Consider the following 26,306-nt stretch of genomic DNA (forward strand, 5'->3'; position numbering starts at 1 on the left):
GCCGCTCGAGACCGGGCGCCCGCGAACCGGATCGCGGCCTAGACATGAACGCCGCATCCCTTCAGCAGGCGCTGCAACGCCGCCCCCGGTTCGAGGCTGCCCAGATGCAGCGTATGCACGCCGATCCGCGCGCCTTCGAGATCGAGACCGAACTGCGCCGCGAAGCTCGCCTCGATGCGCGCGAGATAACCGTCGACGCCGGCCGTATCGGTCGCCGGCATCAGGTTCACGAGCACCGATTGCGTCGGCGTCTTCAGCGGCCATATGAGATCGAGCGAACGGCGCCCGCGCATCACGTGCTCGAACAGCGAATCGTCCGCCTCGTCGTGCTGGAACACGAGCGCGACCAGCGACGACGCGATCCCCGACTCGCGCTGCAGGCGCGTCAGACGCGCGATGTCGAGCGCGAATTCGTACGGGCATGCCGGTACCGCCGCCACCACGTCGCGCACGCACGCCGCATGCTCGACGCCGTCCGCGTAAAAGCCGAGCAGCACCAGCAGCAGTTGCAGATTATCGAAGTTCAGCGACAGAAACGGCATGCGCTTGATCGCGAGCAACGCGATCAGGCGACCGTCGGCGCACACGACCGGCGCGGCGACCAGCAGCGCCGTATTCGGCGCCACGTCGCCGCCGCTCTTCGGATGGGCGATGCATTTCGTCTCGAGCATGCGGGCCACGAGGCCGTCGCGCGGGTCGAAATCGAATGCATCGCCGAGCCGCGCAACCGGTTCGCACACGATTCTGGGCGACTGCGTCGCGCCTTCGACCGGATACAGCGCCGCCACCTCGATCTGACATGCCTGCGCGACGAATTCGAGCAGCGCGTGCGCACCGGGTAGCCGCACCGTGCTCGCCACACCCTGCGGAGGCGCATCGAATCCGTGCGCGAGCGACAGACGGCGCAGTTCGGTGATCGAATCCCGGAGCGTGGTCGGCTTCGACAGCAAATCCTTTTCCAGCCGCTCGTGCGACAGACGCATCAGGTAGTGGCTCTTCGTGATCGCGACGAGCCGGTCGTTCAGATAGTCGTTGAGCGCGTTCGCCCGAGTTGCGCGAGCGCCCCACGTGTCGCCGAAATGGCCGACGACGATCGTCTGCAGCAAGCCGCCGGCGAAGCGCTGCAGCGGCCACACTTCGCCGGCCGCGGCAGGATGCAGGTGGGCGACGCATTGCCATGCGCCGATCATCAACGCGTTCGCGAGCAACCCGAGCAGCGTCCCGTAACGCAGCGCGACGATGAGCGGGCCGAACCACAGCCATGGAAAATCCGCATGCAGCAGCAGCGGATCGCTTCGGTCGAAGTGCCACGCAAGCGCGAGCACGATCAGCATGAACACGATCGTTTCCACGACCGAAATCGGCCGCGCAACGGCCGGCGCGACGAGACGGCGTATCCGACTCAGGTGCCCGAACGGATTCGTCTGGCGCGATCGAGGCGACGCCGATGCAGGGCCGCTCCCGCCGTGAGGGTTATCGGTAGCGTTCGCGGAGCTCATGGTCGTCTTCCGGTGCAGTCGTGTCGAGCACGCATCACGAGCGCGGACGCAACGGCGCGAGCAGGCGGCCGACCAGCGCATTCGCGACGCTCGACAGGCTCGAACGGCTCCAGCCGCTGCGCGTACCCGCGGCGCTCCAGACGACCCGGCCCGACTCGACGTCGACGAGTTCGAAGGTCAGGCCGGCGACCGGCTCGCCGTCGACGCCCACCTTGTAGCGCCACTCCTCGACGGCGCCGGCCAGCACGTACTTCACGTGATGCTCGCGCGCCCACGCGAGCCGACGCTCGCCCGTGTCGCGCTGCGCGGTGTCGAACATCGCGTTGCCGTCTCCGTCGGCCGGCGCGAGACGCACGTCGGCCAGCCCGTTCGCGCGCAACACGGTCGCCGCGAGCGCCGCGGCGCTCCCGCCCGCCGCGGGCGTTTCGGTGAAGTTCGCAATCGGCGCGATCGCCACCGCATCGCTGGCCGCGAGCGTCGGCGCCGCAGTCTGGCGCATCGAGCCGCAGCCCGCGAGCACCGCCGCCGACATCGCGATCGCCGCGCCCCAACGGACGAGCCGGGCTGCCTCCGCGCAGCGCAACCATCCGGACCGTACAGCCGCTTCGTTCATCTCGTTCATCGAACCACTCCCTACTCACTTCGTTGTATGCATCATCGTGTGCGTCGTTCCGTTCGCGCCGCGCGACGACGGAAACCGGAATCAATAAAACCAGCGGTATTGCGCGCCGACCACCGTCACGGGCGTACCGAGGCGTGATACACGCTGGTGCTGGATGAACAATGCGGCGTGGTCCCCGCCGAACACCGAGCCCGCCATGCCGGCATCGATGGCCGCTCCGCCGCCCTGAATCGAATCGTGCACGACGCCGACCTCGAGAAACGGCCGCCACCGATGCGTGTACCGTTCGCGCAGATCGGTCCCGAACCCCGCGAACAATCCGTATTGCGTGTACGTGGCCGGCATGAAGTTTCCGGCGGAGGCCGACCGGCTCGCGGCAGGCAGAAGCGACGAAATCAGCGTGTCCGCCCGCCCCCCCGCACCGTAAGCGCCGTGTGTGCCGACGACGCGGATCGTATAGTCCGGGTAGGCCGTACGAATTCGGTAGCTCACCTGCGCGGTCGACAGTACGCCGCTACCGAGATAGGTGCGCGCCTGGCTGTAGAAGCGGTCCATCTCGACACTGCCGGACACCGTCACGCATTCGTTCGCCTGCCAGTTTCCATCGGCGATCAGGTTGTCCTTCATCCCGCCGATGCGCAACGCCGGCAGCTCGTCGGCGACCTGATCGCGACCCGCACGTATGCCGAACCGCAGCGGTCCGTCGCGTCCGAATTCCGCGCCGAGTCCGAGCGTATAGAAGGTGTCGAGTCCTTCGCGGCGGCCCGCACTCACCGTGAACGCATCGTCGCGCGTCTGTCGACGGGCATGGACCACCAGCGAGCGGTCCGCCGACGGCACGTTGACCAGTTGCGACGCGTCCGTCGATCGCTGGAGGTCGAGCGTGGCGGTCATGCCGATCAGGTAATGCCCGGCGATCTTGCGGCTTGCCGCGATCGTCTGCTCGCTGTAATCGAGCGGACGTTCGGCGTAGGTCGTCATGCTCGCGTCGAGCGACTGCGGCCACGCGAGCGCGGTTTCGACGAAACGCCGATGCATTTCGCTGTCGTCGGGCGCACCATCGAGGCCATCGAACGCGAGCGTTTGTGCTTGCGCCGGCCGGTCGACGGCTTCGGCCGCATCGATACGGTCGTAGCGCGGCAGGTGCACGCCCTGATCGAGCAGACGTTCCATCGTCCCGATGTCGCCGTCGGCTAGCGCGACGGTCAATTGCGCGGACGCCGGCCGCGCGAACAGGTTCGCCGCCTGCAACGCGAGCCACCGCTTCGCCAGCGGATTCGCCTCGTGCGACAGCGCCCAGCTAATCGCCACCTCCTGCGCGACCGCGGCGTACGCACGGCGGTCTTTTTCCAGCATGTCCTGTGTCGATTTCGTGCTGCCCCGCGCCGACGATTCGAGCGGCGAAAGACCGCGTGCATCGCCGAGCAAGGTACGGCGTTCGCTGATGAAATCGGCAGTCGCCGAGCCGTCCTTCAGCAGTTCATCGAGCAGCGCGACCGCGTGGTCGGCATTCGAATATTGCGCAGCCAGATCGACGCCGCGGCTGCGCAGCTCCAGGTGCGTCTCGATGTCCTGCGACGTACGTGCCGGAACACCGCGTTGGATGGGTTGCGACGCTTGCCGCTCCTGCGTCGTCCGCCGCGGCGGCGAGGACCGTGCATCCCGTTCCCGCGGCGTCTGCCAGGCCTCTTTCCGGCCGAATGCGCCGATCTGCAGCCACACCTTGCGACGAATCGACCACGCGAGATCCGGACGTCCCGCCATTTCCTGCGCATCGGCGTACGTGATCAGCCACAGCGGATCGTGCGACATCATCACGGCCTGACGGCGCAGATATTCGAGCGCATCGACGGGCCGGTTCAGACGGAGTTCGGCCGCGGCGTACGGTCCCCACAGCGGCGCGTCAGCCGAAGCCTTGTCGCGCCAGCGCACGAGCGCCGCATGCAACTCGGCATCCGTGCCGTAATCGACCAGCGTCCACAATAGCGCCGCATTCAGATCCACCGATGCGCCCGGCAGATCGACCGCACGCTGCAGATCGTGCAACGCATCGAGCGGACGGCCCGCTTGCCGCTCGTACTCGGCACGTACGCCGAGAAAACCCGGCGACGCCTCGGCTGCCTCGCGCTCCCGCGGCGTGAGGCTCGCGAGCAGCGCGTCGATGCGCTCCATCGCGCCGGCTGCGGTGTAGTAGTAAACCGCCTGCTGCAGCGCGCGCACGGTATGGTCGCGCCGGTAGTGCAGCACCGAGATGCGGCCGGCGTCGATCGGGTACGCATCGTAGAAGTACGACATGTCGGCCAGATCGTCGGGCGTCGCCGCATCGCTCGCCAGCAGATGACGATACGCGTCGTGCGCCGCGTCGTCACGTTGCAGCAGGCGCGCGAGTTCGCCGTAGTTGCGCCAGAACGCCACTTCGCCGTCCTGCGCGTAACGGCTCGCATTCGTCATTGCATCGAGTGCGCCCGCGTAGTCACCGTCGCGATACAGCACATTGGCGGTGTGCAGCGCGTAGCGCGGATTGCGCGGCTCGCGCCGTTGCAACCGACGGTAGATCGCGAGTGCCTCGTCATCGTGGCCGGCACGTTCCGCGAGCGCACCGGCGCGTTCGTCGAGCGCGTTCGCTTCACGGCCGTGCGGCAGACCGTCGAGGAACGCGATCGCGTCGTCCGGCCGCCCGAGACGCTCATACGTTGCGGTGACGGAATCGACGAGCTTGAGATCGTCGGGCGTCGCCCGTGCCGCGTACAGCAAAGCGGCCAGGTAGGCGTCGTCGTCGTCCAGCATCGGGGCGATGCGCCGAACGTTCCGCCAGCCGACGGGGTCGCCCGTTTGTCGCGCATAGTCGAGCCACGACTTCAGCGCGAGCTGCGACGCCCCATTCCATTCGGCCACCTGTGCAAGGCGCTTGCGCCACAGCGCCGAATGCGGTTCCTTGGCGAGCTGCGCGAGCGCGACCTTCTCCGCATTGGCGGGATCGGCGGACTCCAGGAACGACTGATAGAGAAGATCGGCAATGTCCGCCCCGTCGGCAGCCGGCGGCGACCGAAGTTGCACGGCTCTCGCATGATTCGATACCTGCGTCGCGTCGACGAAGCGCATCATTGCGTCGCGCCGTTGCAGCGCGACCTTCACGATGTGCGCCCGCGGTTGCGTCGGTGCGGTGACTTGCGCTTGCGCCGCATCGATGAACGGGCCATGGCCGTCATGGCCTGCCCGGAGCTGCCGCGCGACGCGACCGCGACGTGCGCCACCCCAGACCATCGGACCGTCCAGATAGGCGTACGCCTGCTGCGTCGAACCCGACCGGTGAACCGCCGGCATGGCGAGCACGCGCTCCGCGCGCCTGCTCCGATAGGCAATCCCGCCGATCCCCGCGCGCCGCGCCAACGCCTTCGCATACCGCTCGATCAGGTCCGGCCGCTGCGCCGCCCGTGCGAGATCGAGCAACGCGACGAGCGTCGGCTGATCGTCGATGAACGCGTCGTTCTGGCGCTGCGCAACCGCGATTGCATCGGCGGTCAGATTGCCGGCCTGCAGCACACGAATGCCGGCGATGAAGCAGCGACGCTGTGCGCCGAGCGTCGTCGCGTTCTGCTGACGCCGGAACCAGCTGTCTGCCGCCTCCTGGTAGTCGCCGATCTGCAACGCGTAGCGCGACACGTATCCGTCCCACTTGTCGCGATGTGCGGTGTCGCGCCGTGCGAGGCGCACATAGAACCGCAGCGCGAGCGCGGGGGCACCGACCGATGCCGCGGATTGCGCGAACCATTCGAGATCGCGATCGGACCAGTCGAGCGCGGCAGCATCGGAAATCTGCCGGCGCAGTGCGGCAAGCGCAACGGAACGGCGCGGATCGTCGGCCTGCATCTCGTTCGTGCGTTGCTGCGCGATCGCGAGCTGCAGCTTCATCGCGGCCTGCCGCAGGGGCGGGGAAGCCGCCTCGTCCATCCGTTGAACGACCCGCCCCGCATCCGCGAGCCGGCCCAGCGACACATATTGCTCACCGAGCATCGCCAGTAGCGCTTCGTCGCGCGGCCGCACTTTCAACCATGCTTCGAGATACGCCGCGCTCAGATCGCTCGGGCCGCCCACCGCGGCCATCCGCTCACGCAGCCCGTCATGAGGTGCAACCGCATAGCCAGCCAGCAGCACGACGCCTGCCAGCACCAGCACGAGCCATGGCGGCGCGATACGCGGGCGATTACCGGTCACACGCAATCTCGACCGGCTGGTAGCGCATCGGCAGACGGACGTCGGCCGCCGTTTCGAAACGGAGAACCGTTCCGTCGTGCCGTGCATCGATCGGTCGGCCCGCGATGCGCACACGGCAGCGCTGCGCATCGGCAAGCTCGACGAACGGCTGGTAGTAGCCGCCGAACTCGAACGACATCCCGCCGGCGGTACGGTGGAAGTGCCGGACGAATCCGTTCGCTTGCGCGATGTACGGTGTCCCGCCCGGGCCATGCGATTGCGCTCCGCCGCGCAGTCCGCTCTCCGTGGCGCGCTCGAACACGACACGTGCGGCGCCGTCGGCAATATGGATATAGAGGCCGTCCGGGCCGGGCGCATAACCTGTCACGCCCTGCGATGCACGCAGGTCCGGCACGTCGTTGCGCGGCCAGTGCAACTCGCGCACGTCGCCGTTGCCGCGCACGACCCATGCGCCGCCGGCCATTTCACGCGCGACCGCGAAATCGCGCCAGTCCAGCACCTTGTGCGTGTAATCGGTGATGTAGACGGGCAGCACCGGCTGCGTCAGCACGGTCGAGTAGATCTGATCCAGCGCGCGCAGCGACGCGATCTTCGTGCCGCTGTACATGTGGTAGTACACGTCGATCGGTTTGAAGCGATACGGATGCTCCGTCATGTCGTAGGTTTCGAGTACCTGCGTGAAACCATAAAACGGTCCCTGCCAGTCGTTCGTGTAAACGTTCTCGTCCTGGTCCGGCGCGTATACCTGGTACGCGCCCGGCCCTTTGTCGATGCCGAGCGGCGCGATATGGGTCCAGCTGTTCACCGACTTGCGGATGATCGTGTCGCCGCCGTTGATGTTCTGCACGCCGGCCGCATAGGCCTTGCGCACGGCGATCGCGGGCGGCTCGCAGTCGCCCGGCCATTGCAACACTTCGGTACGCTTGCCCGGCGGCGCGAGACGCGAGTCGATGTAGGCGATCGAGCCGGCGATCTCGCGGTCGAGATCGAACGTGTAGCCCGGGATATCCAGCGAGAACGCCGTATCGCCGCCGTTGCCGCGCTCGACGTTGTTCCGGTGGTCGACGCGTGCGCCCGTCGTCGCATCGAGGTCGGCCATCTGGAACGGATGCGAGTAGGTGTGCGAACCGATCTGCACCCACGGCAGCGCGAACATCTGCCGCGCGAGCGCCTCGAGGCGCGGCGACAGTTTCGGATACAGGCCTGTCGGCCCCACTTCGCCTTCGATGACCGACAACGTCATCGGCACTTTGTAGCGCGTGAAGATACGTCGATAGAGTGCGTCTCCCGAATAATCGGCACCGGGGAATTCCGCGCGCGACGCATAGCCGTCGCCGTCGACGTGCGTCATGAACAGGCGGCGGCCGTTCTCCGTCGTGACGCTCGGCGACGGCATCCGCACGAGACGCAGCGCGTCGGTCACGAACGAGATCGGCTGGATCGCCCAACGCGTCTGCCCGATGCCGTTCAGCGAAACGACCGTGTACGGACTCAGCGTATAGCCGCCCCACGGCGTGATCGCGGCCGCGTCGATGTTCGTGCCGGCCGCCGCGAGCCGCAAAAGCACGCGGCTGCGCGAGCCGACCCGCATCCCGACGAGATCGCGCGCATCCGGCCTCGGATCGATCTCGAAGTGCATCATCGGATCGCGCGTCACGACGCTGAGCGGCGCCGTGAACGGGCCGGGTACCGGCTGCAGATCGAGTGCCGCGCCCTCTTCCTGCGCGGCGTCGAACCCGAACTGTCCCATGAAGGCGACCGGCACGTGATCCGCGATGCGCGCATCGATCCAGCGCCGCCATCTCGCCGGGTCGGCGGGCTCCGCGCCTTCGATCCAGGCGACGACGCCCGCGTAACGGTCCGGGGTGATATCGGCCGGCAGCGGCGCGTCGAGATCCGCGTATTCGACGTCGTAGCCGAGATAGTTGAGCGGCATCGCGAGGTCGCGCACGCCGCGCGTTTCGTCCACCGGCGTATCCGCGTCGCGGTTCTGCACGATCAGCACCTTGCGAGGCAGCACTTCGATCGCACCGATGCCGACGACGTCACGGCCGGCGTCCGTCACGTACGGCGTCACGCCGGTCGCGACGACCTGCGCGGCCGTCGCGCGTGCACATGCACGGTCGGTGCGCTCGCAGATCTCGATCGACAACACCGGCACGTGCGTCTCACGCATGAAAATCCGTGCCGCGTCGACGCGTGCGGCACGGTCTGCAGCGGCGACGTCGCGTACCGTACCCATATCGTCGCCGTCCACGAAACCGCGTACCAGCGGCGGACCGAGTACCGCGTAAAGCACATTCGCATGCGATTGCGCCGCACGCAGCGCATCGTGGCCGCCGACGATCAGCCGCGCGTCGGGATAGGCCGCATGAATTGCCTCACTCGATGCGATCGCCTCCGGCGTGTCGAGCAGGAAGCCGCGATAACCGCGCGCCCACAGCGGCTCGATGCGCTGCGAGACAAACGCAGCCGGCCCAAGGGCCGAGCCCGACGCGTCATGCGGTACGTGCGCGATCCAAACGGTGTGCGCGAGCGGGTGCGTTGCCGGATCGAAGCCTCGGGCCGGATCGAGCACCACCGCGTCGAACGCTTGCAGCAACGCCTCGGGCGGCTGCGCGCCGTCGAAAAACGCGACGTTCGCATGCAGCGCGCCCGACGAGGATGGAACTGCCGGGGTATCGGCCGCCATGACGTGCAGCGAAACGAACGCAAGCGCCGCGCTGCACAAGATCGCGGCCACGCTGCCGCGGACAGCGAGCACGGAGGCCGCGCTTGCTCTGGGTGGGTGATTCAATTCGTGTCGTTCCGGACGTAAAGCAATGCCGGCACACGCCGCCCCGGCACAGCACAGGTAAGACCTAGCGGATGGTGTCGAAAGTCGACAGACGTCCGTCCATCTGCACGCGGCCGTCGCGCTCCATCGGAGCACGTGCATGCAGCAACCACGATGAAGTGGAGGTCGTTTGCGCACTCATCGTTTGCCGACGCCCATGCCTGCGAGGGCCCGCGTCCCTGATACGCGGCATCTGCAAGCGCGTGGCGATTCTGAAACCGGCGGCCTTGTCGGCAGCCAGTACGAGGGCGGCTTGAAGTGCGCCCATGCCGTGTATGTCCGAGCAATATTCGAAGCAATCCGTGCTCTCGGCCTTCGCCCCGGACGGCACCACTTCGCCTCGATAGGCGACGAAAAAACAGCACGTGATTGCCAGCACACACAAGACCCGCACCGCAAATGGCTGCAAGCGCAGCGCATTGCAGCCATTGATCGCCGAAGAGCCGATGAAACTAGCGACAAGCATCAACCCGGATGCTTTTTCCGACTTGGCCATACTTATTATTTCCCCGTTTGTTCTTCTTTTTTAAATTACCATGCCCATTGATAAATTTTATGTTCTTACATAAATTTATGTTTTGATGCGACATCGTAAAGACGACGAAGGCATTTCGACGGACATTCGCGGCGAGATGGGATGATGCCGTTGCCCAATCGAACCGGAGCCACATACCGAGATCGAAATCACCGGCGGAGTTCCTGGATTATCCCGGCCCAAGATGACCTGCGTATGGCATTCGACTCCCTCGATACGTCGCAACAGGCGTGACGCGCACCATGGCCGCACACGTTTGCAGCGCCACGCTATCATGGGTACCGATTGCTTTGAATACCGAATTCGATTGCCTTACAGCCTGCCTTTAACCGCGATTTATCCACGCCGCGGCACATGCGGCGGGCGTGCCTACGCGCGAGCACGCCCGCATTCGCTTCGATCGATAAAATCGCCGATCGGGCGCGATCTGGCCATCTCGTCATCGCGTATCGGGCATATCGATGCCGCTGGCGGCCCTCGGCATCACCGCGGCAACGCTACCGGCCGACGCGGTCGGCCCAGCCCCGGCAGAACGCGCGGTACTTGAGCACGAGCTTGTCGTATTTGCCGTACGCGCCGCAGCCGTCCCGCTTAATCCCGTTCCAGATCTTGACGTCGTACCCCGAGGCCTGCCGGGTCTGGAGCCCGAACAGCAGGTAGTCGGTCGCGCGGCGCAGGACGCCGCCCACCCTCTTGATCGAGATCAGCATGTGCATGACGTTCTTGCCGTCGCTCACCGGCGTCACGCACCGGAGCAGCTTGTACTTGACGTCTCCGTCCAGCGCGACGGTCATCACGCACCCGCCGGGGTAGCCGTCGAAGTGCAGGTTCATCTGCGACATGTTCAGGCCCAGCGCGCGCGTGACCTGCGGCGGCGACAAAAGATCTCGCATCTTGTGCCGCTCTAACCACGTCAACAGCTCTTTGCCAGCGACAGAAGCATTGCCAACGTCGATTGGGAATCGATTTGCATCGTGCAACGGCTGTACCAACATCTCCTACATGGGAGGTGGGGCTATACAGTTGGCAATCGCTTTAACCACATCAGATATCGAGACGTAACCCGGATGTAAATGGATTGGTCAAGTTATCAAGATCGTTGAAAAACATGCTGCTTCGGACTGACGGCCGTCGAACCCGATTCGGAGGCATCGATTCCACGAGGATCTACGTAGACCGATATCACTCCCGAATGCCTACACGACGCCTACACAATGACAAAAACGACACGCCATCTTGAAAAACAACCACAACCCATTGAATTAATTGACTTTACAGTGACAATCAATCATCAAACATCCGGATCCGGAATCCGCGCCGACTGAATCACCACCAGCGTATCGCCCGCCTCGATCCGGCACGGCGGATCCTCGTAGAACGACTGGATCTTCCCGCAGCGGTCGAGCCCGACCACGATCGCGCCCGGCACGACGTTCGTCATGCAGCCGATCTCGTGCGGCAGCGCCTCGCGCTCGATCAGCGTCGCCCGCCCGCGCGTCGACAGCATGTCGTTGACGAACGGCACGATGTAGCGGCTGTGCACCGCGTCCGCGAGCAGCAGCGCGCCGATCTTCGTCGACGACACGATCACGTCCGCGCCGGCCTGCCGCAGTTGCCGCTGATACAGGTTCTCCTGGATCCGCACGACGATCTTCGTATCGGGCGCGATGCTGCGCACCGACAGCGTCAGCAGGATCGCGGTCGGATCGTCGGTCACCGAAATGATCACGGCCTTCGCCGCGCGCACCTGCGCCTGCTGCAGCAGATCCTCATGGGCGGGATCGCCGAGCAATCCCGTCACGCCGAGCGACGTCGCGGCCTCGAGCGCCTGCTGCTGCGAGTCGATCACGATGATCGTCGCCGGATCGACGCCGCTTTCCAGCAGCTCGCGCACCGCGATCGACCCCGACAGGCCGTAACCGCACACGACGATGTGATCGGACAGTTGCTTTTGCAGGCGTTTCATGCGGAATTCCTCGATGACGCGCTGGATCACGAACTGATAGGCCGTGCCCAGGAAAATGAACCAGATGACGATGCGGATCGGCACGATGAAGAACGCATCGAGCAGGCGCGCCCGCTCGGTGACGGGCACGATGTCGCCGTAGCCGACCGTCGCCACCGTCACCATCGTGAAGTACACGAGATCGGCGACGGTCATCGGCGTGCTCTTGGTCGAATCGCGCAAGCCGTCGCGATCGAGGTACAGCACGACGAACGCGAGCGTGCACAGCAGCGCGACCGCGCCGATGCGGAACAGCAGCGTGCGCCGCGGCGACGTCGCGGGACGCGTGAACAGCGTGCGCGCACGCGGCGCCTGCCACGGGTTGCGGGCGCGACGCAGGCGCATGCGCAACGAGCGGCGCTGGTCGGAGGGCGTTGCCAACGGGGATTCTCCTGAAGGATGCGGGCTCGATTCTACGACGGGAACGCGCGCACCCGGCCGTCACAGCATGCTGCGCGGCCGCACCATCGTGCCGTCGACGAAGCGCTGCGCGCGAAACGCCGACAGGTCGAGCGACGGCGCGCCCGTGTCGATCCATTCGGCGAGCAGCCGGCCGACGATCGGCCCCATCGCGAAACCGTGCCCGCAGAACCCCGTTGCGATCGCGAGCCCCGCGGGCGTGCCCGGCGCGTCGATCACCGGGATGCCGTCGGGCAGCACGTCGATCAGGCCGGCCCACGCCTCGACGATCTGCGCATCCTTCAACGCGGGGAAGATCGCCTTGAGCTTCGCGAGCGCGCGCGGCGCATGCGCGCGGTTCGGCTGCGGCTGCGGATCGCGCGGCTCGATCGGCCCGGCCGCGCCGTTGATGCGTGCAAGCCCATCGCGCCACGCCGCCGCATTCACGTGCAACCGGAATTTGTCGCGCTGCGACCAGAACTCCGGCCAGAACAGGCTCAACCCGCGCAAATGGCCGAGCGTCAGGTCCACGTCGACCTGCATGTCGTCGGCGAGGTTGATCGCGCCGTTCTTGCGCTGCCGGATGCCGAGGCCATGCCCCCACACCGTCGCCGCCGACACCGGCGGCACCACGTTGGTGCGCATGCAGGTGCCGCGAACGGCCTGCTGCGGCAGCCGGATGCCGACGCCGTCGAGCAGCCGGAAGCTGGTCGCGCCGGCCGCGCAGATCACGCGCCGCGTGCGGATCGTGCCGCGCTCGGTCGCGACGCCGACGACCGCGCCGCCGGCCGTCTCGATCGCCGTCACGCCGCAGCCTTCGAAGAAACGCGCCCCGCCCTCGGTGGCGCGCGCGGCGAACGCGGCGGCCACGCGACGCGGCTCGGCCTGCCCGTCGGTCGCGGTATACAACCCGCCGAGCGTACGCGCCTGCGGCGAAAGGCCGCTGACGCGTTCGTCGATCTGCGCGCGGGTGAGCGTGCGCGTGTCGAGCCCGTGCTCACGCGCAATGGCGAGCCACGCGTTGAACGACGACCAGTCCGCTTCGTTGTCCGCAATATAAAGACAGCCGCCCTGCCGCCATTCGAGATCGAAACCGAGGGTTTCCTCTAACCCTTCCCAGATTCGCATGCCGGCCATCATCAGCGGCACCTCGGCCGACTCGCGGCCCTGCTGCCGCACGAAGCCCCAGGCGCGTGTCGACTGCTGCCCGGCGATGCGCGACTTGTCGAGCACGACGGCCTTCAACCCGCGCAGGCTCAGGTAATACGCGGCGGCGCAGCCCATGATGCCGGCGCCGGCGATCACCACGTCGGCTTCGGCCGGAAACGCCGTTTCGGCGCGGGTCAGGGCATCGTGCAGCGGATAGGTTGTCGTCATTGCTTCCTGTCAAGCGTTAATCCATACGAGATGAGGGGGCGCGGCGGTAACGTCGTGACACACCTTTCACACAAACGCACCTTACGCGACACTGAATGACGACCATTTTGCGGTAAAGTTATCTTTTCCGCGCGTGGCCGGTCGGCTCGCCATTGGACGTCATGAAGACTGTCCGTCGAGACTGCCGCAAGGCGTCGTTCTGAACGTCACGATCCGTTCCCGTAGCATGACCACTGAAGCAATCACCACGGATTCCCTCGCGGTTGCCGAGCGCGTGCGCGAGCTGATGACCCGCAACGGCATCGGCAAGCGCCAGCAGACCACCGAGCTGTGCCGCATCCTCGACCTGAGTTTCTCGCAAGGCCATCGCAAACTGCGCGGCAGCAGCCCCTGGACGCTCGCGCAGATCAAGAAAGTCGCCGAAGCGTACGGCGAACCCGCCGCGCAGCTGTTCGGCGCGCAAACGCTCGACCCCGGCATGGTCGGCGCCTATTCGCAGGAGGCCGTCCTGTATGCGGGCGTCGCCGAGATTCCGTGCACCGCATGGATCGGCGCGCCGCTCGAGGCCGGTGCGCGCCCCGAGTTCGTCGCGTACGAACAGAACGGCCGCTGGCGCGTGCTGCGCCACACCGGCGTGCTGTATCAAAACGCGTACGACGTGCACAAGATCGAAATCTATCCGCGCCGCGCGGAGAGCGACAAGCTTGTCGTCGCGGTGATCGACCCCGACCGCGTGAGCGCGACCGAGCTATGCCGCTACCTCGAACGGCAGGGTTTCTCGACGGCCTCGTTCGACGGCCTCGCGCCGTTCGTCGACGCGCTGCAGGGCCAGGCGTTCGACGCCGTGCTGACCGAATGGCTGTTCGACGACAGCACGGCCGCCACCGCGATCAAGGCCGTGCGCACGTCCGACAACCCGGGCGCGCCGATTTTCGTGCTGACGGGCGACCTGCTCACCGGCCGCGCGAGCGAGGCCGACATCAGCGAAGTGATCCGCGCGTTCGACGTCGTCTGCTACGAAAAACCCGCGCGCATGGCGATTCTCAGCGCCGATCTCGCGAAACGGCTCGCGCGCGGATAACCTCCGCCCGGCCGCCCTTCGAGCGGCCAACGCACGCGCGGCGCCGCGGGCATGAACAGGTTCATCAGTACAATAGCCGCACCTGTTCACGCCCACGCCGGCATCCGCCGCCCACGCCATGGCCCGCCTCATCCCCGACGACTGGAAAAGCCTCGCCGCGACCGGCGCGGCCGAACGCGAGCGCGAAACGCTCGCCGCGCTCGAACACGCGCTGCCCGACAGCTACACCGTGTATCACGGCGTCCACTGGACGCGCGCCGACCAGGCGTTCTCGGTATTCGGCGAAGCGGCGTTCGTCGTCGTGAGCCCGGCCGGCCGCGTGCTGCTGATCGAGCAGAAGGCCGGCTTCCTGCGCGAAACGCCCAAGGGGCTCGTGAAGGTCTACCTGCAGAAAGAGCGCAATGTCCCGATCCAGCTTGCGCGCACGCAGGAGACGCTGCACCGGCGCCTGACGGCCGCGCTCGGCGCGGGCGTCTACGGCGTCGAGGCGCTGCTGTACTGCCCCGACTACTCGATCCGCGACGCGTCGATCGCGGGCGTCCCGGCCGACCGTATCGTCGACGCATCGCGCAAGGCCCAGCTCGCGCACGTGATCCTGCAGATCCTGCCCGAGGACGACGAGCCCTTTCCGAACGCGCCGAAACTCCACCATTTCCTCGCGGACGAGCTCGCGCTCACGCCCGACACGAGCGCGCTCGTCGGGCAGGCCGGCACGCTCGTCACGCGGTTGTCGGGCGGGCTCGCCGCGTGGGCGCGCCAGCTCGAATTCGCGCCGTTCCGGCTGCGCGTCACCGGTACGGCCGGCTCGGGCAAGACGCAGCTCGCGGTGCAGGCGATGCGCGACGCCGTCGCGGCCGGCAAGCGCGTGCTGTACGTGTGCTTCAACCGGCCGCTCGCCGACTACATCGCGCGCATCGCGCCGCCCGGCGCGAAGATCGCGAACTACCACCAGCTGTGCGACTGGGTCGCGCGCGACAGCGGTTATACGCCCGACTTCCAGGCGCCCGGCGAATTCGAGCGGCTCGAAGCGCGTTTCGCGGAAGCGCCAATTCCCGAGCGCTGGCGCTTCGACGTGCTGGTCGTCGACGAAGGACAGGATTTCCACGCGCCGTGGGCGGCCGCACTGGAGCGCTTGCTGGCGCCGGACGGCGCATGGTGGTGGCTGGAGGATCCGCTGCAGAATCTGTACATGCGCGAGCCCGTCGCACTGCCCGGCTGGGTCACGCTGAAGGCGCTGACGAACTACCGCAGCCCGCGCGACCTGCTCGAATTCGTGCGCGACGTCGTCGGCCGCGTCGAGCCGCTCGCGGCCGAGCTGCGCTCGGGCAGCCCGTTCGACGGTTCGGATCCGTCGGTATCGGCATACGGGGAACCAGGCGCGTCGGCCGACGCATTGGCGGAAGCCTGTATCGACGCGACCAAGCGTGCGGTCACGCAGGCGCTGTCGCTCGGCTTCCGCAAGCAGGACATCGCGGTACTGTCGTATCGCGGCCGCGAAGGCTCGGTGCTCGCGCCGCTCGACCAGCTCGGCCCGCACCGGATCAAGAGCTTCACCGGCAAGTACGACCTGTTCGGCAACCCCGAATATCGCGAAGGCGACGTGCTGCTCGATTCGATCTATCGCTTCAAGGGCCAGTCGGCGCCGTGCGTGATCCTCACCGAGGTCGACTTCGACACGCTCGACGCGCGTGCCGCGCGCAAGCTGTTCGTCGGCGCGACGCGGGCGACGATGAAGCTGCTGATCGTCGCGTCGTCGCGCGCGGCCGCGCAACTCGCGGCGGGATAACGCGGCGGGACGGCGCGCCCGGCTTGGGGACGGTCGCCGACATGACGGTCGCCGACACAATCGGGCACATTTCTTCCTGCTTCGCCCCCTTGTCCCCCCGCGTTTCGCCCTGTTTCGGCCACTGCTGACGGTTTATCCGCTTGCCGCCGGCTTTTACGATGCCCGGCTATTCGTTGCAAACGGGATAGTCCATGGCCGACGTAAAAAAGGTGGCTTACTACAAGCCGAAAAAGGGGTGGTTCGGATCGGAGCTGAAGGAATACAAGGGTTCCCAAGGGTGCATTCCGCTTGATACCCAAAGGGGTGTCTCGCTCGACCGGCTCGCACCGGGGGAAAAGCCGCCACCGCCTCCCAAGCCGATTTCCAGGCCCTCGACTGCTCCCAAGCCCTCTGCGGCCCCCCAACCGCCGCCGCAAGCCGATCAACCAACAACCCAAGGATCGCCGAGACAGGCGGAATCGGAAGCTTGCGAAAACCCGCCGCTTTTCGATCTCCAGGACGTACCAATCGCGATGGACAATTTGGGCTGGAAGGTTTCAGCCAAACTTGCGCGAATCTGGTTTGCGGGTGATGCGCATATTTACAACGATGACCCGACATCAACCCAGCCGCTGAACGACAATGTCGTTACTCTCGACTGGGCATTGAAATTCGGAAGTGTCAAAAGAAAATACGAAAAACTTCTGGCAAGCGACATCTATAGCGAGCGATCCATCCGGACGGCATCAGACATCACAAAATCCTTCCTCAAGAAACTCTTTTTCGAAAGAAATCCAACGTCCGACTTCAGTACCACTCCATTTACATCCAATTTACAGAAATTTCACAACGATTGGCAATTTCAGCTGGCGCCAATAGGCAACTGGGACACCCTGGAAAATCTCGCCCCAACCGATCTCACAGGAGCGCTGGCGAACTTCAATATTTATGTCGCCATCGGAAAAGTTGAAATTTCAAGCGAAAAATATTTCAAATACGAGAAATCGGGAAATTATTACTGCCTTGACGTCGCCGGAAAAATCACCCACATCTATGCATATGTGAAAGACAACTATTCATTCAACGGAAAGCAATACTTAGGGCACTGGAACAAGCACGGAGTCATCATTGCCCCCGAATCGATTCTCACTGGATCAAGCTCTCCAAAACGAGATTCCGACATCGGCATTTGGTCGAGAAACATCAACAAACCTGTAGACACGCGAAGGGGTTGGATCGGAAAATTCAGAAATTCCGATGTTTACTTTCCAATCCACAATGCAGACTACAGCCGCTGGCGTGAGAAACATCACCGAGGCAGAGACTTCGTGATATATTCAAACCCGGTTTATTTGAAGTTGAAAAAACCAATCGATCTCAATCTTGGCGAAATATGCAGAATAGAGCCATCAGATACATTGGCCTAGCCTTTAGCATTTACATAGCCGCAGGCTTGATCATTCATTTCAGTCGCCCCACCTACGGGCGATGCGATTTCTACGACCATCCGGAGACACTGGACGGCGGCGTAAAGAACATGAATGGCGTTCCGTACCGATTCAAGATGTGCGGCACCGGCGGAAACGACCAGGACGCAGCGAACGACAATATAGAGCTAAGAGTATTCAGCGAAGACGGCGAGCTTCTCGCTCGACGATATTTCTCCGTCAACTGGCATCACGGAAACGTCTTCCACCCGCCCCTGGATTACGAGGGCAACCTGGTTCGCTACATCGATTTGACCGGCAAATCGCGTTACGAAAAACATCTGACGATTCCGCCATCCAGGTGGGATTGGCTTCGCGCCAGATTGCCCCTGTTTTAAAGGCACGCCAGAAAATCGCGGTTTATAAAAGAATAAAGCCCCGTTACCGGGGCTTCACTTCTCGACGGGCCCTCAAGCCACCCGGAACGCGCCCACCGCGCGACGCAACCCGTCGGCCTGCTCCTCGAGCGACGCCGCGGCGGCCGCAGCCTGCTCGACGAGCGCGGCGTTCTGCTGCGACACCTGATCCATCTGCGACACCGCGCGGTTCACCTGCTCGATCCCGTCGCGCTGCTCGCCCGATGCGGCCGCGATCTCCGTCATGATGCCCGTCACGCGCCCGATCGCCTGCTGGATGTCCTGCATCGTCGTGCCGGCCATGCCGACGAGCCGCGAGCCGGTCGCGACGCGTTCGACCGATTCGCCGATCAGCGTGCGGATTTCCTTCGCTGCGGACGCCGAGCGCTGCGCGAGCGTGCGCACCTCGCCCGCGACCACCGCAAAACCGCGGCCCTGCTCGCCGGCGCGCGCGGCTTCGACCGCCGCATTCAGCGCAAGAATGTTGGTCTGGAACGCGATGCCCTCGATCGTGCCGATGATGTCGGCAACCTTCTGCGAGCTCTGGTCGATCTCGTTCATCGTGCCGATCACCTCGCCCACCACGGTCGCGCCGCGCGTCGCGATCTCGCTCGCACTGTCCGCGCAGGCCTGCGCCTCGAGCGCGTGGTCGGCGTTCTGCTTCACGGTCGCCGTCAGCTGCTCCATGCTCGCGGCCGTCTCCTGCAGCGCCGATGCCTGCTCCTCGGTGCGCTGCGACAAGTCGGTGTTGCCGGCCGCGATCTGGTGCGTCGCCGTCGAGATCGCTTCGGAACCCTGGCTGACCTGGCGCACCGTATCCGCGAGGCTGCGCTGCATGCCCGTCACGCCCTTCACCAGCTCGGCCATTTCGTCGTGCGACGACCAGCGCACTTCCGACGTCAGGTCGCCCTCCGACAGGCGGCGGAAATGCGACAGCAGCCGGTTCACCGGCTGCGTGATCGCGAAATGCAGGCCGATCGCGCAGCCGAGGCACGCGGCCAGGCCGAACGCGATGCCCGCGATCGCGCCCATGCGCATCCAGCCGTAATAGGTCTGCGCGGTGTCGTACACGTCCTTGCCGCGCGCGACCTGGTATGCGTCGAGCGCATCGGTCGCCTGCGTGAGCGCGACCGACAGCGGCGGCGCAACCGACATCAGCAGCCGGTCGGCCTCGTCGCGCCGGCCTTCGCGGATCGCATCGATCAGCGGCTTCAGTGCCTGCCCGATCAGCGCCTGGCGCGCGGCGTCGAGGCGGCTCGCAAGCGGGCCTTCGTCGCCGTCGTGCGGCATCGCCGCGTAGTTGCGCCAGGCCGCGTCGGCCTTCGCGAGATAGCTCTCGGCCTTCTTGACGAGATCCGGCACGTCCGGCGCTTCCGGATGCAGCAGCGCGCGATCGAGCGTCGTGCGCACGATCGTCAGGTTCAGGCTCGCCGCGGACAGCGCGGTCTTCGCAGCCAGTTGCTGCGTGTAGGCCTCGTCGAGCGCGCGGTTCGAGCTCTGCATGCCGGCGAGGCCGATCAGCCCCGACACGACGAGCAGCAGGGCAACGAGGCCGAGCGTGGAGAAGATCCGCGTACGGATCGAGAAACGGGAAAACAGGGCGTTCAGGTTCATGACGGCACGTGAGCGGTGAAAAGTGCCGCGGCAATCGGTCCGCGGCACTCTGTATTACGGTTTGCCTGCAAGAAACTTGAGTCCGCCCCCGTTTCTCGTCTGATCCCGGTCAATTTTTCGTGCCGGCAATCTCCTGTTACGCCTGCAACATATCAAGGCTGGGCAGAAATTGACTAGGCAATCATCCATGGCTATATTTCGATTCAATTCCCTGCCATGGCAGACATATCGATGACAAGCGACACCCTCCTCACTCCTCCGGCCGTCGAAACGGCGCGCCGGGACGCGCCGACCGGCCTGATCGTCGCCGCGCTGCTGCTGGTCATGCTGCTGTCCGCGCTCGACCAGACGATCGTGTCGACCGCGCTGCCGACGATCGTCGGCGAGCTCGGCGGGCTCGAACAGCTGTCGTGGGTCGTCACCGCGTACCTGCTGTCGTCCACCGTCGTGCTGCCGCTGTACGGCAAGCTCGGCGACCTGTACGGCCGCAAGATCGTGCTGCAGGCCGCGATCGTGCTGTTTCTCGCGGGCTCCGCGCTGTGCGGCGTCGCGCAGGACATGACGCAGCTGATCGTGCTGCGCGCGCTGCAAGGACTCGGCGGCGGCGGCCTGATGGTCGTCACGATGGCCGCGATCGGCGATCTGGTCCCGCCCGATCGCCGCGCGCGTTACCAGGGGATGTTCGGCGGCGTCTACGGCCTCGCGACGATCGTCGGCCCGCTGCTCGGCGGCTTCCTGGTCGAGCACCTGTCGTGGCGCTGGATCTTCACGATCAACCTGCCGCTCGGCTTGCTCGCGCTCGCGGTGATCGGCGTGGCGTTCCGGCCGCACACCGCGCACGTGAAGCACCGGATCGACTACATGGGCGCCGCGTTCCTCGCGACCGCCCTCACCTGCGTGATCCTGTTCACGAGCGAAGGCGGCTCGCTGCTGCCGTGGACGTCGCCGCAACTGTGGATGACGCTCGTGCTCGGCGTCGTCGCGATCGGCGGCTTCGTCTACGAAGAGCGCCTCGCGGTCGAGCCGATCATGCCGCTCGAACTGTTTCGCCATCGCACCTTCGTGCTGGTCAGCCTGATCGGCTTCGTGGTCGGTGTCGCGCTGTTCGGCTCGGTCACGTTCATCCCGCTCTACCTGCAGGTCGTGAAAGGCTCGACGCCGTCGCAGGCCGGCCTGCAATTGCTGCCGATGATGGGCGGAATGCTCGTGACGTCGATCGTCAGCGGCCGGCTGATCTCGCGGCTCGGTTCGTACCGGATGTTCCCGATCGCGGGGACGCTGATCGGCGGCGTCGCGATGGCGCTGCTGGCGACGCTCACGCTCGACACGCCGCTGCACACGATGTATGCGTACATGGCGCTGCTCGGGATCGGGCTCGGCATGGTGATGCCCGTGCTCACGCTCGCCGTGCAGAACACGGTCGAATTCCGGCACATGGGCGTCGCGACGTCGGGCGCGACGCTGTTCCGCTCGATCGGCGGCTCGCTCGGTGTCGCCGCGTTCGGCGCGCTGTTCTCGCACGGGCTGCAGTCGCGGATGATGCACGCGCTGCCGGCCGGCACGGCGTTGCCGCCCGCGCTCGGCCCGGCCGCCGTGCACCAGTTGCCCGGCGCGGTGCGCGATGCGTATCTGCACGCGTTCGCCGGGTCGCTGCATGTCGTGTATCTGTCGGCTGCGACGGTGATCGCGATCGCGTTCGTGCTCGCGTGGTTCGTCGAGGATGCGCCGCTGCGCAAGCACCACTGAGCGTTCGGCGAATCACGACGCGACCGGCGGGCCGCCTCGCGATCGGCGCGCGACCGCCGTCATGGCAGCAGCACAACACCGCCCGTCGTCGCGCGCGACTCCAGCAGCCGGTGCGCGTCGGCCGCCTGTTCGAGCGGCAGCCGCGCGCCGATCTCGACATGCATGCCGCCGGCCAGCCGGTCGAGCGTCGCGCGCGCGGCGTCCCGATATCCGTCGACGTCGCGCGCGATGAAGCCGAGCACGCTCGGCCGCGCGAGCGCGATCGAACGGGCCGGGCCCAGTTCGTCGAGATCGAACGTCTGCCGCGTGCCGATCGCGGCCACCTGCCCGATGCTCGCGACCATCCCGAACGGACGGACCGCGCCGAGCGTGCGCGTCAGCACGTCGCCACCGATTCCGTCGATCGCGTAATCGACCCCCGCGCCACCGCCGAACGCACGCGCCGCCGCGACGAAATCCTCCTCGCGATAATCGACCACCGCGTCGGCGCCGTGCGTGCGCACGAGCGCGGCCTTCGCGGCCGACCCGACCGTGCCGATCACCCGCGCGCCGAGCGCGCGCGCCCACTGCGTCGCCAGCAGCCCGACGCCGCCGGCCGCCGCATGCACGAGCACCGTGTCGCCGGCGCCGACCTGGCGGACGCGATGCATCAGCATGTAGACGGTGATCCCCTTCAGCAGTCCGGCAGCGGCGGCTGCGTCGCTCAGGTTGTCGGGAATCGGCAGTACGCGGCCGGCCGGCATCGTGCGCAGGTTCGCATAGCTGCCGGTCGGCATCCCCGCGTACGCGACGCGCTGGCCGGGCACGAGATCGGTCACGCCCGGCCCGACCGCGTCGATCACACCGGCCGCTTCGACACCGAGGGCGTCCGGCAGCGCGGGCAATGCGTGCGCACCCGTCCTGAAATAGATGTCGACGAAGTTCACGCCGATCGCGGTCTGGCGAATCCGCACTTCGCCGGCGCCGGGCGGCGCGACGGGCGCATCGACGCGGCGCAGTACGCCGGCGTCGCCGTAACGGTCGATCCCGATCCGGATGGCATGGGCAGTCTGGGTCATGACGTTCCTCGCTTTCGAATGATGTGATGCGATCATCCCATCGTGCATAATCGAGCGGAATTCACGCTAATCGCCCATTTACTGTGCAAAATTCGACCGATCCGGATTCCGCCCCGGCATCCGCGCTGCCGATGAGCTGGGACGACGTCCGCTACTTCCTCGCGGTGATGCGCGGCGGCAGCCTGTCGGCCGCCGCGCGGGCGCTGCAGGTCCAGCACTCGACGGTCGCGCGGCGCATCGACGCGCTGGAGTCGGCGCTCGGGATCCGGCTGTTCGACCGGCTGCCGCGCGGCTGGCCGCCGACCGACGAAGGGCTGCACCTCGCCGAACACGCCGCGCGCCTCGAAGCCGACGCACATGCGTTCGCGCGCGCCGCGCAAGGGGCCGCGGCGCTCGACGGTGTAGTGCGCGTGTCGGCGTCGCCCGTGTTCGCCAGCCATTTCCTCGCGCCGCGCCTGGCCCGGGCACAGCGTGCGTGGCCGGCACTGCGGATCGACCTGCTGGGCGAGATGCATGCGGCGAACCTGTATGCGCGCGAGGCCGATCTCGCGGTGCGGCTGTCGCGGCCGAGCGAGCCGGGACTCGCCGCGCGCCGGCTCGGCACGATGCGTTTCGCGCTGTGCGCGGCACCGGAATGGGCCGACGCGCCGCCCGACACCTGGCCGTTCGTCGGCTACGACGACGCGCTCGCGCAAACGCCGCAGCAGCAATGGCTCGAACGCTTCGCGGCCGGGCGCCGTTTCGCGTTCATCGCCAACGACCTCGCCGCGCAGCATCGCGCGTGCGCCGCCGGGGCCGGCGTCGCGCTGCTGCCGAGGTTTCTCGTCGACGATCCGGCCGCCCGCGTCGCTACGCCGCTCGTCGAGCTGACCGACGCCCCGCGTTGCGACATCGAGCGCGAGATCTGGCTTGTCGTTCACCCGGACGTGCGCCGGTCGCCGCGCGTGCAGCGCGTCGCCGAAGCGATCGCCGATGCGGTTCACGCGGCGGACGGACGGCTGTAGACAGCCGACACCGTAATTTGCCCGACAGCTTTGCCAAGCCGCACGGCGAGCGGCATAGTAACGTTTTCATTTCTCCGCCGCCTCCGCCATGTCCACTGCTCCTGCCTGCGTCGTTCGCGACGCCGTCGACACCGACCTCGATGCGATCCACGCGATCTATGCGCACCACGTGCACCACAGCGTCGCGTCGTTCGAGGAAACGCCACCCGACGTCGCCGAACTGCGCGCGCGTCGCGACGCGGTGCTGCGCCAAGGACTGCCGTATCTCGTCGCGGAATGCGACGGCCGCGTGGCCGGCTACGCGTATGCCACGCCGTACCGCACGCGCAGCGCGTACCGCTTCGCGATCGAGGATTCGATCTACATCGACGATGCGCAGCGCGGGCGCGGGATCGGCCGCGCGTTGCTCGCGGCGCTGATCGCGCGCTGCGAGCAAGGCCCGTGGCGGCAGATGATCGCGGTGATCGCCGACGGCGGCACCGGCGGCTCGACCTCGCTGCACCACGCATTCGGCTTCGAACCAGCCGGCGTGCTGAAAGCGGTCGGTTTCAAGCACGGCCGCTGGATCGACACGGCGCTGCTGCAACGGCCGCTCGGCGGCGGCGCGCACACGCTCCCCGCCTCGCCCTGACCCGCCGCGTCGCGCTAGAATGCCCGCATGTCAAAACAGACTCATTCCACGCCCGACGAGGCTGCGCCGGATTCCCGCAACGAGTACACGGTCGACGAGCTCGCGCGCGTGTCCGACACCACCGTGCGCAACGTCCGCGCGTACCAGGATCGCGGCTTGCTCGCGCCGCCGGAGAAACGCGGGCGCGTCGGCATCTACGACGATACGCACGTCGCGCGCCTGAAGCTGATCAACCATTTGCTCGCGCGCGGCTACACGCTGTCGAACATCCAGGACCTGATCAAGGCGATCGACGAAGGCCACGACCTGCGCTCGATCCTCGGCCTCGAAAACGCGATCGGCGGCCGCTGGTCGCACGAGTTGCCGAAGACCTATTCGCTCGCCGCGCTCGCGCAGATGTTCGGCCCGCAGGCGACCACGCAGCTGTCGCGCGTGACCGAGCTCGGGCTGCTCGAACGGCGCGGCCTGTCGTTCGTCGCGAAGAGCCCCGCGCTGCTCGAGGCGGCGGCCGCGATGACGAAGGAAGGCATTCCGCCGCGCGAGCTGCTCGACGTGATCAGTCTCGCCCGGCCGCACTTCGACGCGATCGCGCGGCTGCTCGTCGATCTCGTCGTGAAGCGGCTCGACCGCTACGACGCCGGCACGCTGCCGCCGGCCACCGACGTGCCCGAACTCGTCGACGCGATCTGGCGCCTGCGCCCGCTCGCGGCCGTGTTCGTCGAAGGCGAGACGAACCGCGCGCTCGAAACCGCGGCGGGCGCGTATCTCGGCGGCCGCGTCGCGACGATCCTCGACAAGAAGCTCAGCGACGAAGCCGCGCGGCAGTCCGGCGCGCCGGATACATCCGATCCCGCACGCGACGGCGACAAAGCATAGGACCGCCGCCGTCATATTCATATCGGCAATGCTTCGTTTGCGGGCACGAACGCCCATGCGACGATTCTTCCAACCGAGCGGCACCGGCCGCTCCCCGAAGACGTTTCGCATGGAGTCCGTTCGATGATTCGTTTCACCCGCTGGATCACCCGCACCGCCGCCGTCACACTCGTCGCGCTTGCCGCGACGTCCAGCTTCGCCCAAGGCGCCGCCGACAAGGTCGTGCGCATCGGCTATCAGAAGGCCGGCCTGTTGTCGGTCGTCAAGGCGCAGGGCGCGCTCGAATCGCGCCTCAAGCCCCTCGGCTACGACGTTCAATGGTTCGAATTCCCGGCCGGCCCGCAACTGCTCGAGGCGCTGAATGCGAACAGCATCGATTTCGGCTACACCGGCGCGCCGCCGCCCGTGTTCGCGCAGGCGGCCGGCGTGCGCTTCGTGTACGTCGGCGCGGAGCCGCCGTCGCCGCACAACGAGGCGGTATTCGTGAAGGCCGATTCGCCGATCCGTTCGCTCGGCGACCTGCGCGGCAAGAAGGTTGCGCTGCAGAAGGGTTCGAGCGCGAACTACCTGTTGCTCGAGGCGCTGAAGAAGGCCGGCGTGCGCTACGACGAAATTCGCCCGGTGTACCTGCCGCCGGCCGACGCGCGCGCCGCGTTCGAGAGCGGCAACGTCGATGCATGGGCAGTCTGGGATCCGTACTACGCGGCCGCGCAGAATTCGCTGAAGATTCGCACGCTGTCCGATTACACGGGTCTGACGCCGGCGAACAACTTCTACGAAGCGACGCGCGATTTCGCGCAACGGCATGCGGACGTGGTCGGCGCGATCCTGAAGCAGGTGCGCGAAACGGGCCTGTGGGTCAATGGGCATCCGTCGGAGACCGCCGCGCTGATCGCGCCGAAGGTCGGCCTGCCGTTGCCGCTCGTCGAGACGTGGATCAAGCGCGTGCCGTTCGGTGCGGTGCCGGTCGACGAGAAGATCGTCGCGGTCCAGCAAGGGGTGGCCGATGCGTTTTATGCGGCGAAGCTGATTCCGCAGAAGCTGAGCGTGGCAGAGAACGCGTGGACCGACAAAAGCGTGGCGAGCGCGCTGGCGGCGAAGTAACGCGCGCACCGCGGCGCGAAGTGTCGGCGATCGGCCCAGGCACCCATTCGCTCCGTACGGTTGACAACTGCCACTGCAATGGTTGATGCTTCAAGA

The 26,306-nt window shown here is 66.4% G+C and carries 18 protein-coding genes and 1 pseudogene; 9 read left to right on the top strand and 10 right to left on the bottom strand.

The features are described from left to right. Positions 1–38: 38 nt before the first annotated feature. The 8 genes and pseudogenes from WJ12_RS29130 to WJ12_RS29165 form a co-directional block, all read right to left on the bottom strand. A complete protein-coding gene (locus tag WJ12_RS29130) occupies positions 39–1,499 on the bottom strand; it encodes a PelD GGDEF domain-containing protein (protein WP_059556686.1) in 1,461 nt (486 codons plus the stop codon). 34 nt (positions 1,500–1,533) lie between these two features. Beyond that, the gene (locus tag WJ12_RS29135) at positions 1,534–2,031 is read right to left on the bottom strand and encodes a penicillin-binding protein activator LpoB (RefSeq protein ID WP_080287820.1); all 498 of its coding nucleotides are present in this window, start codon (positions 2,029–2,031) and stop codon (positions 1,534–1,536) included. 171 nt (positions 2,032–2,202) lie between these two features. Next, positions 2,203–6,423: a tetratricopeptide repeat protein gene (locus tag WJ12_RS29140; protein WP_226104004.1), complete on the bottom strand. Its 4,221-nt coding sequence runs from the start codon at positions 6,421–6,423 to the stop codon at positions 2,203–2,205. Next, on the bottom strand, positions 6,326–9,274 hold the full coding sequence (locus tag WJ12_RS36975; protein WP_404824224.1) for a bifunctional glycoside hydrolase/polysaccharide deacetylase family protein: 2,949 nt from the start codon (positions 9,272–9,274) through the stop codon (positions 6,326–6,328). The genes WJ12_RS29140 and WJ12_RS36975 overlap by 98 nt, the downstream gene beginning before the upstream one ends. Then, a complete protein-coding gene (locus WJ12_RS29150; protein WP_059556689.1) occupies positions 9,198–9,668 on the bottom strand; it encodes a hypothetical protein in 471 nt (156 codons plus the stop codon). Before WJ12_RS29150 ends, WJ12_RS36975 begins: the two co-directional genes overlap by 77 nt. 536 nt (positions 9,669–10,204) lie before the next feature. Continuing rightward, positions 10,205–10,573, bottom strand: a pseudogene (locus tag WJ12_RS29155) (Rieske 2Fe-2S domain-containing protein); the annotation flags it as partial. Between the two features lie 425 nt (positions 10,574–10,998). Further along, the gene (locus WJ12_RS29160) at positions 10,999–12,093 is read right to left on the bottom strand and encodes a potassium channel family protein (RefSeq protein ID WP_034187980.1); all 1,095 of its coding nucleotides are present in this window, start codon (positions 12,091–12,093) and stop codon (positions 10,999–11,001) included. Between the two features lie 60 nt (positions 12,094–12,153). Next, on the bottom strand, positions 12,154–13,488 hold the full coding sequence (locus WJ12_RS29165) for an NAD(P)/FAD-dependent oxidoreductase (protein ID WP_059556691.1): 1,335 nt from the start codon (positions 13,486–13,488) through the stop codon (positions 12,154–12,156). Positions 13,489–13,714: 226 nt separating this feature from the next. On the opposite strand from WJ12_RS29165, the gene WJ12_RS29170 reads away from it, so the two are divergent. The 4 genes from WJ12_RS29170 to WJ12_RS29180 all read left to right on the top strand — a co-directional run bounded on the left by WJ12_RS29170 (position 13,715) and on the right by WJ12_RS29180 (position 18,159). Beyond that, positions 13,715–14,569, top strand: a complete 855-nt coding sequence (locus tag WJ12_RS29170) for a helix-turn-helix domain-containing protein (RefSeq protein ID WP_034187982.1) — start codon at positions 13,715–13,717, stop codon at positions 14,567–14,569. Positions 14,570–14,687: 118 nt separating this feature from the next. Beyond that, the gene (locus WJ12_RS29175) at positions 14,688–16,355 is read left to right on the top strand and encodes an ATP-binding domain-containing protein (RefSeq protein ID WP_059556692.1); all 1,668 of its coding nucleotides are present in this window, start codon (positions 14,688–14,690) and stop codon (positions 16,353–16,355) included. A 191-nt stretch (positions 16,356–16,546) separates the two neighbouring features. After that, positions 16,547–17,761 carry a DUF6402 family protein gene (locus tag WJ12_RS35495; RefSeq protein WP_197423855.1) on the top strand — a complete coding sequence of 405 codons (1,215 nt, stop codon included), beginning with the start codon at positions 16,547–16,549 and terminating at the stop codon, positions 17,759–17,761. A gap of 26 nt (positions 17,762–17,787) precedes the next feature. Then, positions 17,788–18,159 (top strand): hypothetical protein, encoded by a 372-nt coding sequence (locus WJ12_RS29180; protein ID WP_226103996.1) that lies wholly within the window; start codon positions 17,788–17,790, stop codon positions 18,157–18,159. A gap of 72 nt (positions 18,160–18,231) precedes the next feature. Here the strand turns inward: WJ12_RS29180 and WJ12_RS29185 are convergent, their stop codons facing one another. Beyond that, complete coding sequence (locus tag WJ12_RS29185; RefSeq protein ID WP_059556693.1) at positions 18,232–19,791, bottom strand: methyl-accepting chemotaxis protein; 1,560 nt, start codon at positions 19,789–19,791, stop codon at positions 18,232–18,234. A 231-nt stretch (positions 19,792–20,022) separates the two neighbouring features. Between WJ12_RS29185 and WJ12_RS29190 the strand changes: the two genes are divergently transcribed. Continuing rightward, positions 20,023–21,537, top strand: coding sequence for an MDR family MFS transporter (locus WJ12_RS29190; protein WP_059556694.1), 1,515 nt, complete (start codon positions 20,023–20,025; stop codon positions 21,535–21,537). A gap of 59 nt (positions 21,538–21,596) precedes the next feature. Here WJ12_RS29190 and WJ12_RS29195 read toward each other — a convergent pair whose 3' ends face one another. Then, entirely contained in the window at positions 21,597–22,595 is a 999-nt protein-coding gene (locus WJ12_RS29195; protein ID WP_034187986.1) for a quinone oxidoreductase family protein, read from the bottom strand. A 131-nt stretch (positions 22,596–22,726) separates the two neighbouring features. Here WJ12_RS29195 and WJ12_RS29200 point away from each other — a divergent pair, with 131 nt between their 5' ends. The 4 genes from WJ12_RS29200 to WJ12_RS29215 all read left to right on the top strand — a co-directional run bounded on the left by WJ12_RS29200 (position 22,727) and on the right by WJ12_RS29215 (position 26,210). After that, positions 22,727–23,599: a LysR family transcriptional regulator gene (locus tag WJ12_RS29200; RefSeq protein ID WP_051700978.1), complete on the top strand. Its 873-nt coding sequence runs from the start codon at positions 22,727–22,729 to the stop codon at positions 23,597–23,599. Between the two features lie 88 nt (positions 23,600–23,687). Beyond that, complete coding sequence (locus WJ12_RS29205; RefSeq protein ID WP_034187988.1) at positions 23,688–24,230, top strand: GNAT family N-acetyltransferase; 543 nt, start codon at positions 23,688–23,690, stop codon at positions 24,228–24,230. Between the two features lie 27 nt (positions 24,231–24,257). Continuing rightward, positions 24,258–25,106 carry a MerR family transcriptional regulator gene (locus WJ12_RS29210; RefSeq protein WP_034187989.1) on the top strand — a complete coding sequence of 283 codons (849 nt, stop codon included), beginning with the start codon at positions 24,258–24,260 and terminating at the stop codon, positions 25,104–25,106. Positions 25,107–25,229: 123 nt separating this feature from the next. Next, positions 25,230–26,210 carry a sulfonate ABC transporter substrate-binding protein gene (locus tag WJ12_RS29215; protein ID WP_034187990.1) on the top strand — a complete coding sequence of 327 codons (981 nt, stop codon included), beginning with the start codon at positions 25,230–25,232 and terminating at the stop codon, positions 26,208–26,210. The last annotated feature ends 96 nt before the right edge of the window (positions 26,211–26,306 follow it).

This window comes from Burkholderia seminalis, assembly GCF_001718535.1.
GTDB lineage: Bacteria > Pseudomonadota > Gammaproteobacteria > Burkholderiales > Burkholderiaceae > Burkholderia > Burkholderia seminalis.

Bases quoted from the DNA above. Each gene is read 5' to 3' on its own strand.
- WJ12_RS29140 (WP_226104004.1), bottom strand. From the start codon at position 6,423: ATGCACGGCACGACGGAACGGTTCTCCGTTTCGAAACGGCGGCCGACG.
- WJ12_RS29150 (WP_059556689.1), bottom strand. From the start codon at position 9,668: ATGGCCAAGTCGGAAAAAGCATCCGGGTTGATGCTTGTCGCTAGTTTC.
- WJ12_RS29210 (WP_034187989.1), top strand. From the start codon at position 24,258: ATGTCAAAACAGACTCATTCCACGCCCGACGAGGCTGCGCCGGATTCC.
- WJ12_RS29195 (WP_034187986.1), bottom strand. From the start codon at position 22,595: ATGACCCAGACTGCCCATGCCATCCGGATCGGGATCGACCGTTACGGC.
- WJ12_RS35495 (WP_197423855.1), top strand. From the start codon at position 16,547: ATGGCCGACGTAAAAAAGGTGGCTTACTACAAGCCGAAAAAGGGGTGG.
- WJ12_RS29190 (WP_059556694.1), top strand. From the start codon at position 20,023: ATGACAAGCGACACCCTCCTCACTCCTCCGGCCGTCGAAACGGCGCGC.
- WJ12_RS29175 (WP_059556692.1), top strand. From the start codon at position 14,688: ATGGCCCGCCTCATCCCCGACGACTGGAAAAGCCTCGCCGCGACCGGC.
- WJ12_RS29200 (WP_051700978.1), top strand. From the start codon at position 22,727: ATGAGCTGGGACGACGTCCGCTACTTCCTCGCGGTGATGCGCGGCGGC.
- WJ12_RS29205 (WP_034187988.1), top strand. From the start codon at position 23,688: ATGTCCACTGCTCCTGCCTGCGTCGTTCGCGACGCCGTCGACACCGAC.
- WJ12_RS36975 (WP_404824224.1), bottom strand. From the start codon at position 9,274: ATGCACGTGCTCCGATGGAGCGCGACGGCCGCGTGCAGATGGACGGAC.
- WJ12_RS29130 (WP_059556686.1), bottom strand. From the start codon at position 1,499: ATGAGCTCCGCGAACGCTACCGATAACCCTCACGGCGGGAGCGGCCCT.
- WJ12_RS29185 (WP_059556693.1), bottom strand. From the start codon at position 19,791: ATGAACCTGAACGCCCTGTTTTCCCGTTTCTCGATCCGTACGCGGATC.
- WJ12_RS29170 (WP_034187982.1), top strand. From the start codon at position 13,715: ATGACCACTGAAGCAATCACCACGGATTCCCTCGCGGTTGCCGAGCGC.
- WJ12_RS29135 (WP_080287820.1), bottom strand. From the start codon at position 2,031: ATGTCGGCGGCGGTGCTCGCGGGCTGCGGCTCGATGCGCCAGACTGCG.
- WJ12_RS29215 (WP_034187990.1), top strand. From the start codon at position 25,230: ATGATTCGTTTCACCCGCTGGATCACCCGCACCGCCGCCGTCACACTC.
- WJ12_RS29165 (WP_059556691.1), bottom strand. From the start codon at position 13,488: ATGACGACAACCTATCCGCTGCACGATGCCCTGACCCGCGCCGAAACG.